This window comes from Bartonella sp. CL63NXGY, from assembly GCF_042194905.1.
Taxonomy (GTDB): Bacteria; Pseudomonadota; Alphaproteobacteria; order Rhizobiales; family Rhizobiaceae; genus Bartonella.
The window spans coordinates 84009-100158 of sequence record NZ_JBHINK010000002.1; the positions used below are offsets into that span (position 1 = coordinate 84009).

At 38.2% G+C, this 16150-nt stretch carries 12 protein-coding genes; 6 read left to right on the forward strand and 6 right to left on the reverse strand.

All coding sequences use genetic code 11. From position 1 onward, the window contains the following. Window positions 1–291 precede the first annotated feature (291 nt). Genes ACFIK0_RS01495 through ACFIK0_RS01510 form a run of 4 tightly spaced genes read right to left on the reverse strand, consistent with a single transcriptional unit; the run spans window position 292 to window position 7123 of the window. Window positions 292–2388 carry a glutamine amidotransferase gene (locus ACFIK0_RS01495; protein WP_375663379.1) on the reverse strand — a complete coding sequence of 699 codons (2097 nt, stop codon included), beginning with the start codon at window positions 2386–2388 and terminating at the stop codon, window positions 292–294. After that, window positions 2385–5183 (reverse strand): DUF4159 domain-containing protein, encoded by a 2799-nt coding sequence (locus ACFIK0_RS01500; RefSeq protein ID WP_375663380.1) that lies wholly within the window; start codon window positions 5181–5183, stop codon window positions 2385–2387. Before ACFIK0_RS01500 ends, ACFIK0_RS01495 begins: the two co-directional genes overlap by 4 nt. Further along, complete coding sequence (locus ACFIK0_RS01505) at window positions 5180–6091, reverse strand: DUF58 domain-containing protein (RefSeq protein WP_375663381.1); 912 nt, start codon at window positions 6089–6091, stop codon at window positions 5180–5182. The genes ACFIK0_RS01500 and ACFIK0_RS01505 overlap by 4 nt, the downstream gene beginning before the upstream one ends. Continuing rightward, window positions 6092–7123 carry an AAA family ATPase gene (locus ACFIK0_RS01510; RefSeq protein WP_375663382.1) on the reverse strand — a complete coding sequence of 344 codons (1032 nt, stop codon included), beginning with the start codon at window positions 7121–7123 and terminating at the stop codon, window positions 6092–6094. Window positions 7124–7368: 245 nt separating this feature from the next. Here ACFIK0_RS01510 and ACFIK0_RS01515 point away from each other — a divergent pair, with 245 nt between their 5' ends. Beyond that, window positions 7369–8622 carry a CCA tRNA nucleotidyltransferase gene (locus tag ACFIK0_RS01515; protein WP_375663383.1) on the forward strand — a complete coding sequence of 418 codons (1254 nt, stop codon included), beginning with the start codon at window positions 7369–7371 and terminating at the stop codon, window positions 8620–8622. A 632-nt stretch (window positions 8623–9254) separates the two neighbouring features. On the opposite strand, the gene ACFIK0_RS01520 is transcribed toward ACFIK0_RS01515, so the two are convergent. Then, complete coding sequence (locus ACFIK0_RS01520) at window positions 9255–9731, reverse strand: tRNA (cytidine(34)-2'-O)-methyltransferase (RefSeq protein WP_273791242.1); 477 nt, start codon at window positions 9729–9731, stop codon at window positions 9255–9257. A 723-nt stretch (window positions 9732–10454) separates the two neighbouring features. Here ACFIK0_RS01520 and petA point away from each other — a divergent pair. The 4 genes from petA to ACFIK0_RS01540 all read left to right on the forward strand — a co-directional run bounded on the left by petA (window position 10455) and on the right by ACFIK0_RS01540 (window position 13702). Beyond that, a complete protein-coding gene (gene petA, locus ACFIK0_RS01525; RefSeq protein WP_375663384.1) occupies window positions 10455–11003 on the forward strand; it encodes a ubiquinol-cytochrome c reductase iron-sulfur subunit in 549 nt (182 codons plus the stop codon). A gap of 4 nt (window positions 11004–11007) precedes the next feature. Beyond that, window positions 11008–12261, forward strand: a complete 1254-nt coding sequence (locus tag ACFIK0_RS01530) for a cytochrome bc complex cytochrome b subunit (protein ID WP_375663385.1) — start codon at window positions 11008–11010, stop codon at window positions 12259–12261. Next, window positions 12255–13151, forward strand: a complete 897-nt coding sequence (locus ACFIK0_RS01535) for a cytochrome c1 (protein WP_273791239.1) — start codon at window positions 12255–12257, stop codon at window positions 13149–13151. The genes ACFIK0_RS01530 and ACFIK0_RS01535 overlap by 7 nt, the downstream gene beginning before the upstream one ends. Window positions 13152–13261: 110 nt before the next feature. After that, a complete protein-coding gene (locus tag ACFIK0_RS01540; protein WP_273791238.1) occupies window positions 13262–13702 on the forward strand; it encodes a PRC-barrel domain-containing protein in 441 nt (146 codons plus the stop codon). Between the two features lie 159 nt (window positions 13703–13861). On the opposite strand, the gene ychF is transcribed toward ACFIK0_RS01540, so the two are convergent. Beyond that, entirely contained in the window at window positions 13862–14965 is a 1104-nt protein-coding gene (ychF, locus tag ACFIK0_RS01545; protein ID WP_375663386.1) for a redox-regulated ATPase YchF, read from the reverse strand. A 266-nt stretch (window positions 14966–15231) separates the two neighbouring features. Between ychF and ACFIK0_RS01550 the strand changes: the two genes are divergently transcribed. Further along, on the forward strand, window positions 15232–15975 hold the full coding sequence (locus tag ACFIK0_RS01550; RefSeq protein ID WP_273791236.1) for a L,D-transpeptidase: 744 nt from the start codon (window positions 15232–15234) through the stop codon (window positions 15973–15975). Window positions 15976–16150 lie beyond the last annotated feature (175 nt).

Below are 16150 nucleotides of genomic sequence, written 5' to 3' on the forward strand. Positions count from 1 at the left end.
CAAATAAAAACCATCATACTATTTTCCTCCAATTTTATGAAAATCCTTGCTTTAGAAGGATTCATAAGAGGTATTTCATTCTTTTCTTCGATGGTTTCTATCCATACAGCATCTCTTCTAATAATACGCAAGAGAATGTTTTTTATTTTTTTAATATGAGGATATTTGAAATAAGGAGAATTATACTGTATTTTTAGTTATAAATCAATACGTTATCTAATTATAAAAGACAAGTAAATACGTAAAAAGATAAGCTGAATTTTAAAACTATTATACGAAATCTCAAACCTTTTAACGTCCTTCATAATACCACATGCTGCTCAACAGTAAAAGGCAAGCAAGCAATGCAAAAAAACCAGAAAATATCGAAAAATAAAAGGTATTGATTAAACGGGTTTCTGTTGCTTCTTTCAGAACAATTGAATGTGCTGGGGAAGAGGACGGACTTGTTTTTGATTGAATCAGCTTGAATGGAGGAAGATGAATGTTTTCTTTTCCCTCAGGGTGTAAACGTCCGATGTAGCCGCCTGTGTGCTTAATAATGGGGGCTAGTTTTTCTTGTGTTGAAGTCAAGTCCAACAACTCAAGATTATCGAGCATCCCTACAGAAGAAAGTATTGTTAAATCGCCATTTTTAATGGTAAAAATTCCTGTCTCATCAGTGGTCACAGTTGCAGTAAAAAGGCCTTCTTGATCTTTGGTCAGAGTAATATTTTCTTTTTTTCCAGAGGGAAAGATTATTTCAGCGGGTTCTGGATGGTCTTTTAGAGTTTGGCGGCGAATTGTTAAATGATGATGGCTGCTGGTCGCACTTAATTTTTCTTCTTCAAGTTCTGGTTCTTTCATGAGCCAATGAGCAATTCGTCGATAAAGAGCAGCATAAGGACCGCCGCCTTCGAAACCTCGAGCCCAAAGCCAACTTTCATCAGAAAGCAACATGCCTACACGTCCTTTATCAACATGCGAGAGAAGTAAAAGTGGTTGCTCATCGGCTCCTTTCATGAGGGCGATTCCGTTATTTATGTTTTGAATAGCAATTTGTCTCAACCATTGCCCCCATTGAGAAGCTGGAAGGTTAAGTGTTGCAAGACCTCTTGTGACAGGATGGCGCTCACCTTCTTTGGTTAATGTGGGGCGAAAAGGTTTTTCAATAATAGTTCCATTAGGTAATGCCGGTAAAATGCTTATTAAAGGTGTTTTCGCAAGTGAGTTTTTTTGGGCAAATTCAGGTCCTGTTACCATCAACAATGCCCCCCCCTTTTGTACATATTGGGCGATATAATCATAATAGATTAAGGGGAGAACAGTAGAGTGCTGGTAGCCATCAAGGATGATGAGATCAAAGTTATTAATTTCTTCAACAAAGAGTTTTCTTGTGGGAAAGACCACTAAGGATAATTGGCTTGAGGGCGTATTATCTGCTTTGGTGGGAGGACGCAAAATAGTAAAGTGAACAAGATCAATATTGGAGTCACCTTTCAAAAGGTCTCGCCATGTCCGTTCTCCATTATAAGGAGCACCTGAAATAAGAAGAACGCGTAAATTTTCTCTGATTCCTTCAATAATTGTTATGGCGCGGTTGTTTTCAAAGCTTAGTTCACCTTTGTGTGGATCGGTTATAACTTGGATAATATTTTTTTCAGCATGAGGAAGGGTAATTTCAGTTTGAAAAATCACGCCAGGAGTCACAGAATAATGGCCAATGTCTTGTCCATTGACGCTTAATGTAATATTTGCTTTCTGTGGTATTGTTTTTTTGGTGGGGCCTTTATCTTCTACCAAAATGGAGAGCGTTTGTGGTTTGTTGACAAGGGCAAATCGTGGAGGAGAGATAAACTTAATTTGGCGATCAAATTCCTCTGAGTGCCCTGTAATCAGGGCATTGAGAGGGGCTTCATGATGAAGGTCTGATAGGTCAGGAATGTCATGCACTTGTCCATCGGTGATAAAAATGGTTCCTGCATAACGAGAGAGCGGTACATCAGATACTGCTTGTGTTAAAGCCTCAAACAAATTCGTTGAGGGCGCATACTGATTATCAGCAAGTTTTCCAGCTTCAATAAAGCGTGGTTCAAATTGTGGATAATGCGCCAATGCTTGAGTTAATTGCGCGCGCGCTTCATCACTGTCGTTTGTACGTGTTCCAAATGTTTGGCTTTTGCTGCGGTCAATAACAATTCCCACTGTGCTTTTCAGTGGTTCGCGCTGTTCTTTTATGATCATTGGATTGAGCAAAGCAAGGATGAGGGCGCTTAATGCCATCAGACGAAATAAAGAACCTTGCCGTTGCGTAACAAGACCAACAACGACAAAAAGAATCGATATTCCACTTAAGAACAGAATCCAAATGAGTGGTAAAAAAGGCTGAAAAGTGAAAAATGATATCATTGCCTTCTTTCTCTTTTAAAGCGTTCCAAGAGTGCTGGAACATGAACTTGATCCGCTTTATAGTTTCCTGTAAGAACATAAAGGACAATATTTAAACCTGCACGAAATGCCCATAGACGTTGCATGGGATCATTGGGAACAAGGGGATATTTCCATGTCCCTTTTTCATCGAGTGCCCAAGCACCGGCAAAGTTATTGGCAGTAATGAGAAGAGAACTTACATTATCGCCGCTGGCAAGAGAATTTTTATTTTTTTTGTTTGTTGAGGAGGATTCAATCCATAAAGGTGAACCACGGTAGAGACCTGGAAAATCTGGCATAATATAAAAAGAACGTGCAACAACATGATCTGTTGATGCTGGCTCAATGGATGGAATATTTAACTCTTTTAAGATATCTCGTAATCTTTGCGTTTCTGGAGTGGCATCTCCTTCAAGATTAAGATTGCTCTTTATCTGATCGCGCGTGTCAAATAAAATTGTTCCCCCATGTTTCATAAAGTTATTTATTTTTTCAAGGCTTTTGGGGGTTGGTATAGGACTTTTAACATCAATTGGCCAGTAAATAAGAGGATAAAAAGAGAGTTCATCTTTATCGAGATCAAGTGCTGTAACAGAGCCGAGGGTAAGCATTGTGCGCTCTGCGATAAATTGACTTAACGCTTCTAGACCACTTTTACTCGTTGTATCAATTTCATGATTATTGGTTATAACATAGGCAAGATGTGTTGCGCCGGCAGCTTGTACACTATCATGATGGTTTTCTTTCGTTTGTGCATGAAGAGTTGGATCATATGAAAACAAGGCAATAAGACTTATAAAGGGGAGGAGAAACATATTACGCCGTTTCATGAAAGAAAAAATATCTCCCATCCATAAAATGAGAAAATTGTCAAAGGCGAATAATAAGATGGCTAATCCTAAAAGTGGACCAATAAGATTTTTTTCTTTTGTATCGTAAGATAAAGGGCTTTTATTAAGAGAAGTTGGCAATGATGATTGTTTCATCAAGTGCGACGAATGAGTTAAGAGATTGAGTGCATAAAAATTGTTTTTGACACCATAAAGTCCTGGGGGAGTATGGTAGGAAGGATGGGGTGGATTTTGAGAGTCAAAGATCAAAGGAACAACATCAGAGGGTGGTACTTGTAATTGTCCGTCAACGGCTATAGTTCGCCAAGGGCTTTGTACCACGGTTCTTTTTTCTCTGTGTGTTAGGTTTGTGTTTTCGTTAGAACCTAATGTGATTAATTTTTGCAGCATTTGTGCAAAAAAGCCAGAAAGAGGAAGATTAGACCATGTTGGGTCAGGAGCAACATGAATGAGAATGAGGGTTCCTTTACCACGTTTTGCTGCGGTAATAAGAGGAGTTCCGTCCGAAAGGCTAAGCCACGTTTTTTCAAAAAGATCTGGGGTTGGTTCTGCGAGGATTTGGCGCGAGACAGTGACATCTTTTGGAAAAGGAAGATCAAAGAAAAAGCTATTTTTTGCAAAAGGGGCAAGCTTTTGTGGTTTTGTCCAAGACATAATACTTCCAAGGGAACGTTGACCTGGGCGTAGTGGTATCGGAAGAAGGTTATCGTAATGTTCTGCGCCACTGAGTTTTTCTCCTGCAAAGCGGATGAGTGTTCCCCCTTTATTCACAAAATCAGAAAGTTTTTTTTCTGCTTTTGGGGGCATGTTAACAATGTCACCCATAATCAAAACAGATGGATTTTGTTTAAGCAAATGATCAATATCCGTTGAAAGTTCTCTTCCACCGGCTGTTATAAGCTGTGTATGACCTTGTAAGGCTTTGATAATGTAATAAAATGGAGCAAGTAAAGGCTGTGCCATTTCATTGGTATCTGGTGAGAGAAGAGCAACACGGCTTATCCTGTTATGGCTGTCTACCAAGAAGGTTGCAGCAGCATGGTTTTGATTGTTTATTTTTATCCAAGCGATATCATTGCGTAGTTCAAGTGGTACATTAAAAGGAACAAGTGCTGTTGTTTCTCCTTCAGAGAAATTGTTCGTAAATTGACCGAGAAGTTGATTATTTGAATCGTAGAGGCTGAGTATAGCGGGAGTGTTGCTGTGTGTTGTTGAGCGGATAATACGCGCGCCCATGTTTCCATTGTTATTTTCTATGGATGTTATGCCGGTTAAATCGGAAATATCAGTCAAATACCACAAGAATTTTCTAGGTTTTAATTCTTCAAGATGAGCAAAAGCTTGCTCATCTTCATTTGTTCGTAATCCATCACTCAAATAAGCAATATCAAGAGGTTTTCCTTTGGTTATTTCGCTGAGTTTTTTGAAGGCATGCACACGGTTGACAGGCCAAGGACGCGGTTGCAAATGCATTAAATGCTGTTTTATAATCTTGGCTGGTTGGGGCTCTATATTGGAGATATCATTTTCAGCCGTTGCAACAAGATAAATATTTTTTTGCTGTTTTTCTGCCTGTGCAAGAAGCATTTCAGTGATAGAGATGCGCTTTTTCCATTCTTTTACAGAAGCCCAACCATTATCAATAATGAGTGCAAGGGGTTGAGATCCAGAAAAGCTGATTGGTTTTTGATTCCAAGTGGGGCGTGCTAGAGCTATGATAACGAGTGCCGCTATGGTTAAACGCAACAAGAGCAACCACCAAGGTGTATGTTTTGCTGTTTCTTGTTGATGAGTTGGTTTGGGTAAGAAGCGAAAAGGGGGAAAAAGCTCTTTGCGCGGAGATGGAGGAGTTATCCGCAACAGCCACCAAATGACCGGTAGGAACAAAAGCCCTAGTAACAGAAAGGGAGCAGCAAAACTCAAAGTGCCCTCCTTTTTTGCAATGGAGAGTCGCTCATTGTATTTGCAAGATGAAAAATGGTCTCTGTTAAAGGTTGATCCGTTGTACTAACGTGATAAGACCATCCTTGGCGTGCGCAAAAATTTACCAATTCTTGTCGCCTTGCGTGATATAGTTTACAATAGCTCTTACGAAGATCTTCTGCTTTAGTGGAAACATGTTTCTCTTTCGTTTCAGGATCCAAAAATTCTGTGTGACCTGTGTAGGGAAAGCTTTCTTCTGCGGGATCAGAAATTTCAATTAAATGAGCTGTCACCTGTTTTGTAGTTAAAACGGTTAAATGTTGGATGATTTTTTCAGGATAGTCGAGAAAATCACTCATTATAACGACATGTGAAAAGCGTGTAATCGTTGAAAAATCCGGAAATGAATTTTCATCTGAATGATTTTCTAAAGCAAAGGCTATTCGTTCTACGACATTGGATGTCATTGTGGGGGACATTAAATTGGGAATAGCAATATGTTCGCCATTGCGTGCAAGAAGGGATGCCAAGGTAAGGGTAAGAATAATGGCATGATTACCTTTAGAGATTTTAGAAAAGCGCGAACAGTAATGCATTGATGCGCTCTGATCAGGACAAAGCCAAACGGTTTGTGTCATTTGCCATTCGTTTTCGCGCAGATACGTATTTTCATCACGCGCTGAGCGACGCCAATCAATGCGGGTAATGGATTCTCCTTCCATATAGGGACGAAATTGCCAAAAGTTTTCCCCATTACCGCTTTTACGTTGTCTGTGCCATCCGGTTATCAGTGTATTAGCGATATGACGCGCTTGCAAAAGGAAATATGGCATTTTGCCAGTATCCTTATGCAGTTCATTTGCCAGCGACAATGGAGGCTTTTGTAAAACTTTTTTGCCAAGTGCCATTCAAAGAGCATCTTTCACAAGGTTATTGATAATATCTTTTACGGTTATATCTTCAGCACGGGCAGAAAAATTAAGAGCCATGCGGTGTTGTAATACGGGATAGGCTAATGCTTCAACATCATCAAGTGAAGGGGCTAAGCGTCCATAATAAAGAGCACGGGCGCGAACACAAAGTGAAAGGGCTTGTGATGCCCGTGGACCAGGTCCCCAAGAAACATAAGTATTAGCAAGGCTATTGTCTTTATGAGGGCGAGATGAGCGGACAATTTTTAAAATAGCTTCAATCACATTTTCTGAAAGAGGCATTTTGCGAACGATATTTTGAATTTTTTGCAATTTTTTGCCGGATAAAATTGGTTTTGCCTTTGATTTTTTTTCTTTTGTTGTTTCTAAAATAATCCGTCGCTCTGTTGTGAGGTCAGGATAGTCAATATCGATTTGCATCAAAAAGCGATCCAGTTGTGCTTCAGGAAGTGGATATGTCCCTTCTTGTTCGAGAGGGTTTTGCGTTGCAAGAACATGAAAAGGTTGTGGCAAATCATAACGGGTACCTGCAACAGTGACATGATATTCTTGCATAGCTTGTAAAAGGGCTGACTGTGTCCGTGGGGAAGCACGATTGATTTCATCGGCCATGAGAAGTTGCGTAAAAATAGGACCTTGAATGTATCGAAAAGAACGTTTACCGTCTTTATCGGAATCCATAATTTCAGAACCAATAATATCCGATGGCATTAAGTCAGGAGTGAATTGGATGCGTTTTTCATCAAGTCCTAAGACTGTTCCCAATGTTTCAACAAGACGTGTTTTTGCAAGTCCTGGAGCACCGACAAGAAGGGCGTGACCACCAGCAAAAATAGCGATTAAAGCATATTCGATTACCTGATTTTGCCCAAAAATAACTTTGTCAATTTCTTGTTGTAAAATATCCAATTCTTTGTGTGTCGTATCAATATCATCAATAATGACTTGAGCCTCATGATTGATATTGACCTTTTTTATAGAATTGGATGATGGATCATGTTGACTCATATTTCTTCCTTAAGGCGTTTGTCGCAAAAATGGTAATTTTCTCTGCATGATAATGGATATCTTATTGTTTGTAACAGAAAATGAGAAGAAATGAAGTATCATATGCCGTTTTTTTTCATATTCGTATAGAAGAGAAAAGTTTCTTTGGAAGAATAGACGTGCTTTATAAGGGATGTCTTAAAAATTTTGTTTTATGAAGAGAGTTCTTTAAAGCAGTGAAGACAACTTTTTTGAAAGGTTAAAGGGTGAATATAAGACAGAACTTCAAACAGGTTGCGTGGTTACAACAAAGTGATATTCAAACACTTCTTCGTGTTTTGTCTGAGGAGGGGGAAGAGGCGCGTATTGTAGGGGGAGCAGTGCGCAATCAACTGCTAGGGCAGCCTATTAGTGATATTGATATTGCAACAACCTGTTTGCCGCAACAGGTTATTGCACGTGTAGAAGAAGCAGGATTTAAAGCTATTCCTACAGGGATTGCTTTTGGTACAATAACAGTAATTGCTCATTCATGTTCTTATGAGGTTACAACGCTTCGCTGCGATATTGAAACAGATGGTCGTCATGCAAAAGTGGCATTTGGTCGTGATTGGAAAAAAGATGCTGAACGGCGGGATTTTACGATAAATGCACTTTATTGTGATGCTGCTGGAAACCTTTATGATGATGTGGGAGGTTTGAGTGATATTGCTAGCCGAACAGTTCGTTTTATTGGGGTTGCAGAAGATCGTATTTGCGAAGATTATTTGCGTATTTTACGGTTTTTTCGCTTTTTTGCGTGGTATGGAGCAGGGCGACCTGATGTGCAAGGATTGAAGGCATGTGTTCGTTTAAAACACGGTTTAAAAAAACTTTCTTCTGAACGTATTTGGGCAGAAATGAAAAAGCTTCTTGCGGCGTTTGATCCAACGCGTGCTCTTTTATGGATGCGACAAAGCAGAGTTTTGGCACTCATTTTTCCTGAAACAGAACGATGGGGCATTGATGCAATTCACGCATTGGTGAAGACAGAACAGACTCTTGGTTGGAAAGTTGATCCATTATTACGGCTAGAAAGCCTTCTTCCTCCTGACCCCATACGTCTTCATGAAATGGCACAGCGCTTGCATTTTTCCCATAAAGAAAGAACGCGATTAAAAGAATGGGCAGAGTTAGAAATAATAAACCAAAACTGTTCTGATCATTTTGTGCAAAAACTGATTTATTTTCATGGACGACAGCCAGTTTTAGATCAATTATCGTTGTCTGTCGCTGCATCACATCTTGATCATCTGGAAAAAAGTGATGCTTTGCAAAAAGCAGAGGGTTATGTCAAGCTTCATCAACTTGCCAAAAAATGGCAGATTCCAACTTTTCCTATTAATGGTAACGATTTAATAAAGAAAGGTTTTACGAAAGGTGTACTTTTAGGAAAAAAGCTTAAAGAGCTAGAAATGATATGGGTTGAAAGCGGATTTTTAATGGATCGTCATGCACTATTAGAAAAAATTGATTTATAATATATCTGTTTACAAACCCACTGTTGTTTATATTTTTTAAGTCAACATATTAATTTATAATAGTAATTTTTCATGTGAAACAAGAGCTCCAAATATTGTAAGGTTATTTCAAACCTGTTCATATTACATCAATCAAAATTATTGCCTTAGATGTCACAAGTGAGGAAAAATGATTACAGAGAGGAAAAATGTCTCTTATGAACCATCTCAAAGATAAGGATTCTCGAAAATGAGAACGAATAAAGAGAATAGTGATAGCTGTTTGTACTTTGTATGAGCATGAAGAGGGGGATGTCTAATGGATTTTTACTAGGAGGAGTATTTAATCATTTATAGGTGGTGATATGAAATGGATATGATGGGCACTAAGAAATGTTTATTTTATCAGCACTTAATTGTTGGAAAATGATAGGCATTATACGCTCTAACTGTTTTTTATATATTGTATATTGTTTTTCGTAATAATTTATGTTTTTTTACAGGAATTCTGTAAGTTATTCCAAAAGTATTATTGAAACGTATGCGCTTTTAATTACTTATTATACGCTATAAAAAATATTTTTTAATTATTTAAAACCATATTTTATGTATTTTTATCGTTCTATTAAAAATTTTAGTGGAATTGCTGTGTTTTATAGATTACAGGTTCTTTCATGATAACCAATTTGGCGTAATGCTTCTCCTGTTGTTATGGCTACGCTCATGGCGAGATTTAGAGAGCGTGCCTGTGGTTGCATGGGAATTTTCAATGTGTAATCGGCCGCTTCATGAACATAATCGGGAACGCCAGCTGTTTCACGACCAAAAAGTAAAACATCATTTCTTTGATAGCATATCTGCGTATAGCATGTTTTTGCTTTTGTACTTAAAAGCAACAGGCGGCGGTTTAAGTGTTTCATGGAGCTTATAAAATGTTGCCAATCAATGTGTCGTTCTAAGGAAGCATATTCGAGATAATCCAATCCTGCGCGTTTGAGATTACGATCCGACAGATTAAAGCCTGCAGGTTCAATAATGTGCACATGTAAACCAAAGCAAGCGCTAAGACGTAAAATCGTTCCAGTATTACCAGCAATATCAGGTTGGAAAAGAGCTATATGAAGTGTCATGTTCTCTGTAATATGATTTTTCTTTCGACTTTGTAAAGAAGCACCACAATTTATTCGAAAAATATGCTTTGAGAAATACATGTTTTTACGGTTAATTTTTATTCCCTTTAAATTTCAGGGAAAACGTTATGTATACAGGTCTGTTTGGGATAAGAGAGAAGCTCCCTATTAGAGACTTCCTTTTATTGAGCGATCCATGAAATGGATTGGCTCATTATGTTGAAAAGTGGGGTATTTAATGAGGTTAGATCATCCATTTTAATTAAAATCAACAAAATATGCTTTTTATGCAAAAACAGAAGCAAAAAAAATACTCATGCAACCAGTTGGAATTGAGGAAGGGAGAGATGCTGTAAATGTGTTAAAGAAATAACCGATAAGCTCAACTTATTTACTGAGATATGATCATAACAAGACAATGTTTCTTTCTTTAGAAGTGTTTATTTACATGCTATCTCTGATTTTCACGGGTGGGGGAGTAATTTTGATTGATTAATATGAATAGGTTTGAAATGAAAGAAACTTACGGTGTTTCAGGATTTCATTCACTCTGTAAAACGATGAATTATCATTATAAAACAGTTTTTGTATAAACCATACAAATGGCGGAGTTTTTTACGGGGATGTTTTCATGGTTGAGGTAACTGAATGATCAAGCATTGTACAATGGGAGAGGGTATGGTAAAAGAATGTTTTAGCAAAGTGTCTCTTTAAGTTAAGTCCATGGGTGAGCAAACGAGGCGGGATTTTCTGTTTTTGGTAACAACTGTTGCAGGAGCAGTTGGAATGGGAGCGGTTGCGTGGCCTTTTATCCGTCAGTTGCGTCCAGATGAAGCTGTTTTGGCATCTTCCTCTGTTGAGGTTGATCTTTCTGGTATTGAAGAGGGGATGTCGGTAACGGTAAAGTGGCGAGGACAGCCTGTTGTTATTCGAAATCGTACGGCAAAAGAAATTGCTGATGCGCGCGCTACTGAATTGAGACTTCTAAAAGATCGTCAAGCGCGCAATCCTAATCTTGAAGGTGAAAAAGAAGCAACAGATTTTGCGCGTTCAGCAGGTAAAGGACGTGAAAATTGGCTGATTGTTATTAATCTTTGTACGCATCTAGGCTGTGTAACACTTGGGCAATCGGGTAAATTTGGAGGATGGTTGTGTCCCTGTCATGGGTCTGTTTATGATACCGCTGGAAGAGTGCGGTCAGGCCCAGCTAACTATAATTTGGTTATTCCACCTTACCAATTTCTTTCTGACACTTTGCTCAAAATAGGATAAGGTTATGACAAGGTTTCCTCCTTATTGTCCTAAAAATGCTCTTGCTCGTTGGTTTGATAAGCGTTTTCCTCTTCCTCGTTTTTTTTATAATACATTTGTGACTTTTCCTGTTCCACGTAATCTTAATTACTTTTACACATTTGGCGGTATTTTGACCATTATGCTTTTATCACAGCTCTTGACTGGTATTGTCTTGGCTATGCATTATGTTCCAGATATTCATTTGGCTTTTGAAACTAGTGAACGATTTCGGCGTGAAGGGCAGTTTGGTTGGCTTTTTCGTCCATGGCATTGTGTAGGCTCTTCGTTTTTTTTTATTGCTGTTTATATCCATTTGGCACGTGGACTTTATTATGGTTCTTATAAAAACATGCGAGAAATGGTATGGGTTACAGGTATTTTTATTTATATCATCATGATGGCAATAGCATTTTTTGGTTATGTGCTTGTTTGGGGGATGATGTCTATTTCAGCGGCTTCAGTGATTGCAGGGCTTTTTAAAACGATACCTTTGGTGGGGACATGGTTGCATGAGACACTTCTGGGTGGTTATGTCGTAGGACAACCAACGTTGAATCGTTTTTATGTTTTCCATTATGTTTTATCATTTGTTTTGCTTCTTTTTGTGGGGCTGCATATTTGGGCAATCCATTGTGTTGGGCAAGGTAATCCAACGGGTCTTGCTATACAATCAGATAAGGAAACAGTTCCATTTTCGCCTTATGCGCTTATCAAAGATATTTTTGCTATTACTGTTTTTCTGATCTTCTTTGCCTGGTTTTTGTTTTATATGCCCGATTATATGGGGCAGGCTGAAAATTATAGTGTGGCAGATCCTTTAAAGGTACCTCTTCGTGTGGTTCCAGAATGGTATTTTTTGCCTTTTTATGCGATGCTTCGTGCTATAACTTTTGATATTGGTATTTTCTCTTCAAACTTTGTTGGCTTTGTTTTATTCGTCAGTTCGATTTGCATTTTAATTTTTGTGCCATGGTTAGACCGTTCTAAAATATGTTCAGCAAGATATCGACCTGTTTATAAAATTTTCTTTTGGGCGTTGGTTATTGATGTCGTTTTTCTTGGTTGGTTGGGGTCAAGAGAAATAAGTGATAAAATTCTTTTATGGACACAATTGGCTACTGTTTATTATTTTATATTTTTTTTGGTTATTTTGCCGATTTTGCCAGCATTTGAAAAAAATTGTTCTCTTCCTTCTTCAATTATGCAAGATTTAAAACAGAAAAAGAGACTATGGTAAATGTTTTTGTCGGACTGATTTTTATTGTTGCTATGAGCTTTTCTGCTCAGAGTTTAGCGAGTGATGACTCTGATCAGGAAGAGGGATTTATTTCTTTTCCTTTACAAGTTCCTAAAAAACAAGAATGGAGTTTTTCAGGTCCATTTGGGCTTTATGATAAGGCGCAATTGAGGCGCGGATTAAAGGTTTATAAACAAGTTTGTTCCAGCTGCCATGGGCTAAAATATGTGGCGTTTCGCAATTTAAAAGCTCTAGGGTATGATCAAGAACAGATTAAAGCTTTGGCGGGGCAATATGAAGTGCGCGATGGCCCTAATCGAGAAGGAAAATTTTTTAAACGTGCTGGGGTTGCAACGGATTATTTTCCTTCTCCCTTTTCACATGAAGAAGAAGAAAGATTTATTTTGAATAGTGCTTATCCTCCAGATTTGTCATTGATGGCACGTGCACGTGGGGTATCTTTGCCGTTTCCTGCTTTAATTACTGATGTATTAACTCATTATGATACAGCTGGTCCAGATTATATTACAGCTCTTTTAACAGGATATCAGAAGGCACCGAAGGAGATAAAAATTGCGAATGGTTATTGGTATAATCCTTATTTTATTGCCGGTAATTCTTTAACGATGGCTCCTCCTTTGAGTGATGGTATGGTTGCTTATGAAGATGGAACTCCAGAAATCATTGAACATTATGCGCGCGATGTTTCTGCTTTTTTGATGTGGGCTGCCGATCCTCATATGGAAATTCGTAAAAAAACCGGTTTTCGTGTTATTTTATTTTTAATCATTTTTGCAGGGCTTGTTTATATTTTAAAAAATCGTATTTGGTGTGGTTTAGAAAAAGAGTTAGAGAAAGAAATAAAAGACGAAATAAAGAGAAAAGGGTAAAGCGACAAGACTCGAAAGAGTATAGAGTATAAAGAGCATAAGGAACAAATCTTTTTATGATGCATTGAGGTTTTATAAAGTAAAAGCAAAGTAAAAATGGAGATGTTAAAATGAAAAAAATTGCATGTACTACTCTTATGTCAATTTTGATGGTTTCTAGTACTTATGCTCAGTCTTTTGAAGTGCCTTCAAAACCTGAAATGATCTCTTCGACGGGTATTGTACAGGTGGGGATAGATAAGTCTGTGCGTTATGTGACACCTTTAGCAACGGATTTTGTAGCTTCCAGTCTTATAGGCGCCAATGTATATAATATAGAAGATGAAAATATTGGTGAAGTAAAAGATATTATTTTACGTGAAAATAATATTGCAGGATTTGTTATTGCTGTTGGTGGTTTTCTTGGCATAGGCGAGAGTTATGTGGTCGTTTCTCCAGAAACAATCCAGATGACAAATGATTATGGTAAATGGAAACTCATTACAAATGCGACAAAAGATTCTTTAAAGGACGCTCCAACATTTAAATACGAAGGGCGTTGGACACGCTAATTTTATATTTTCATTCTTTAATGGATAGAACTGTTGCTATCATAATCATATGCTAGCAACAGTCTTTTTGTTCTAAAAACACTTGAGAGCTTTTGCGACAAGATTCCAGGGAGCTATTACCAAAGTTTTCAAGATAAACTATTAAGACAGAGTGAAGATTTAAGTATTATGTTTAAATAACATGATATCGCCATCTTGCACAATGTATTCTTTTCCTTCATCGCGGGTTTTTCCTGCTTCTTTTGCACCGCTTTCTCCACCCAGAGCAATATAGTCATTGTAGCTGATGGTTTGGGCACGAATGAAACCGCGCTCAAAATCTGAGTGAATAACGCCAGCTGCTTGGGGAGCTTTTGTACCACGCGTAATTGTCCATGCTCGTGTTTCCTTAGGCCCACAGGTGAAGTAAGTAATGAGATCAAGTAAATGGTAACCAGCGCGAATGAGGCGATTGAGACTCGGTTCAAAGAGTCCTAAAGCATTGAGATATTCTGATGCTTCAGCATCACTCAGTTGTGTGATTTCCGCTTCGATAGAAGCAGAAATGATAATGCTTTGTGCATTTTGCTCTGTTGCCATTTTTTCAACTGTTTGGGTAAAGCTATTTCCATGAGCGGCGTCATTTTCGCTTACATTACAAACATAAAGTACAGGCTTGGAGGTTAAAAGATTCAAGCTTTTAAGAATGTGGTGTTCATCGGAAGAGATATCTTTGAGTAATAACCGGACAGGGTTTCCCTGTTGCAGTATGTTTAATGCTTTTTCCATAATAGGCAAAATTGTGAGAGCTTCTTTGTCTTTTCCGGTTGCTCGTTTACGAATTTGTATGATTCGTCTCTCAAGACTTTCAAGATCCGCAAGCATGAGTTCGGTTTCAACCGTTGTTGCATCACTAACAGGATCAATACGTCCCTCTACATGGGTAATATCTTCATTTTGAAAACAGCGTAAAACGTGGACAATGGCATCGACTTCGCGAATATTGGCTAAAAATTTGTTTCCTAAACCTTCGCCTTTTGAAGCTCCTCGCACAAGCCCCGCAATATCGACGAAGTTAATGCGTGTAGGAATCATTTCTTTTGAACCAGCGATTGATGCAATTTTTTCCATTCGTAAATCTGGAACAGCAACTTCACCGGTATTGGGTTCAATGGTACAGAAAGGATAATTGGCAGCCTGTGCAGTGGCTGTTTTTGTTAATGCATTAAAAAGAGTTGATTTCCCAACATTAGGTAATCCGACAATACCGCATTTAAAGCCCATGAGAGTCTTTCTTTTCGTTTGATTTTATAGTCAAGATAAAGCTTCTTTTTTATAGCATATTTTCATAAGAGTTATAGTCCTTGCCTTGCGATAAGTGAGAAAAAAGTATAAAGTAGCAGGTATCTGCTTTTTTTACCTTAGTTCTTCTTATCTTAATTCTCTCCTTAGTTTCAAGGATAAGAAAACTTCGAATTAATGTTAATATTGTGCTAAGTTTTTCATGGTATGCAAATCTGCATAAATAATTAATCGGAGAAAATAGAAGAGTGTTATCTCGTTGTGCCTTTTTAATTGCAGCACTTTTGGCTTTGGCTGGATGTGCTACACATCAGTCAGATATGTCATCGGTTTCTTTTCAACAAGTTCGATACATTCCACCAGAAATACAGGCTTTGTATGGTCCTGTAACGAATGAGACTTATTCGTTACCTGCTGTTGATCTTGCGACAATTGATCCAAAATATTGGCGACAAGAAGTGATTTATTATACATCTTATCCAGCTGGAACATTGGTTGTAGATACGCAAGAGTGTTTTCTTTACCTTATTGGTGAAAATGGAAAAGCTTTGCGTTATGGGATTGGGGTCGGTAAGGAAGGTTTAGCATTTGAAGGTGAGGGGGTTATACAGCGCAAGCGTCGGTGGCCAAATTGGGCTCCTACTGCAGCTATGATGGCTCGAGAACCAGAACGTTATGGACATCTTGGGAAAGGAATGCCACCAGGACCCGATAATCCATTAGGTGCGCGGGCACTTTATTTGTTCAAAAATGGGAAAGATACACTTTTCCGTATTCATGGTTCACACGAATCGTGGTCAATTGGGCGTGCTATTTCAAGTGGGTGCATTCGTTTGCTTAATCAAGATATTATCGATCTTTATGATCGTGTTCCCGTTGGTTCGCGTGTTGTGGTATTGCAAAACAATAGGAGTATTCCTACAGTTTATAGTCAACAATCAAATGGCTATGATCCGCTACAGTCGACCATTCAGCCAAATGAATTTTTTTAATTTTGGGGAGAAGATTGGAGAGAGCTGTTTAAGTGTTTTGGTTTTCTGTTCAATCTTCTCTTTTTCTTAAAAGAGAAAATAAGCCTTTCTTTTTCAAAAGTGCATACAAGCTTGTATTCTGATTCTATTTTTTAGCTTCTCACGTTGCCAACAGATTTTTCCTTTGAGAAAGTTT

Coding starts and splice junctions, on each gene's coding strand:
- ACFIK0_RS01505 (WP_375663381.1), bottom strand. CDS start 6,091: ATGGCACTTGGCAAAAAAGTTTTACAAAAGCCTCCATTGTCGCTGGCA.
- ACFIK0_RS01535 (WP_273791239.1), top strand. CDS start 12,255: ATGGTAAATGTTTTTGTCGGACTGATTTTTATTGTTGCTATGAGCTTT.
- ACFIK0_RS01540 (WP_273791238.1), top strand. CDS start 13,262: ATGAAAAAAATTGCATGTACTACTCTTATGTCAATTTTGATGGTTTCT.
- ychF (WP_375663386.1), bottom strand. CDS start 14,965: ATGGGCTTTAAATGCGGTATTGTCGGATTACCTAATGTTGGGAAATCA.
- ACFIK0_RS01495 (WP_375663379.1), bottom strand. CDS start 2,388: ATGATATCATTTTTCACTTTTCAGCCTTTTTTACCACTCATTTGGATT.
- petA (WP_375663384.1), top strand. CDS start 10,455: ATGGGTGAGCAAACGAGGCGGGATTTTCTGTTTTTGGTAACAACTGTT.
- ACFIK0_RS01530 (WP_375663385.1), top strand. CDS start 11,008: ATGACAAGGTTTCCTCCTTATTGTCCTAAAAATGCTCTTGCTCGTTGG.
- ACFIK0_RS01520 (WP_273791242.1), bottom strand. CDS start 9,731: ATGACACTTCATATAGCTCTTTTCCAACCTGATATTGCTGGTAATACT.
- ACFIK0_RS01510 (WP_375663382.1), bottom strand. CDS start 7,123: ATGAGTCAACATGATCCATCATCCAATTCTATAAAAAAGGTCAATATC.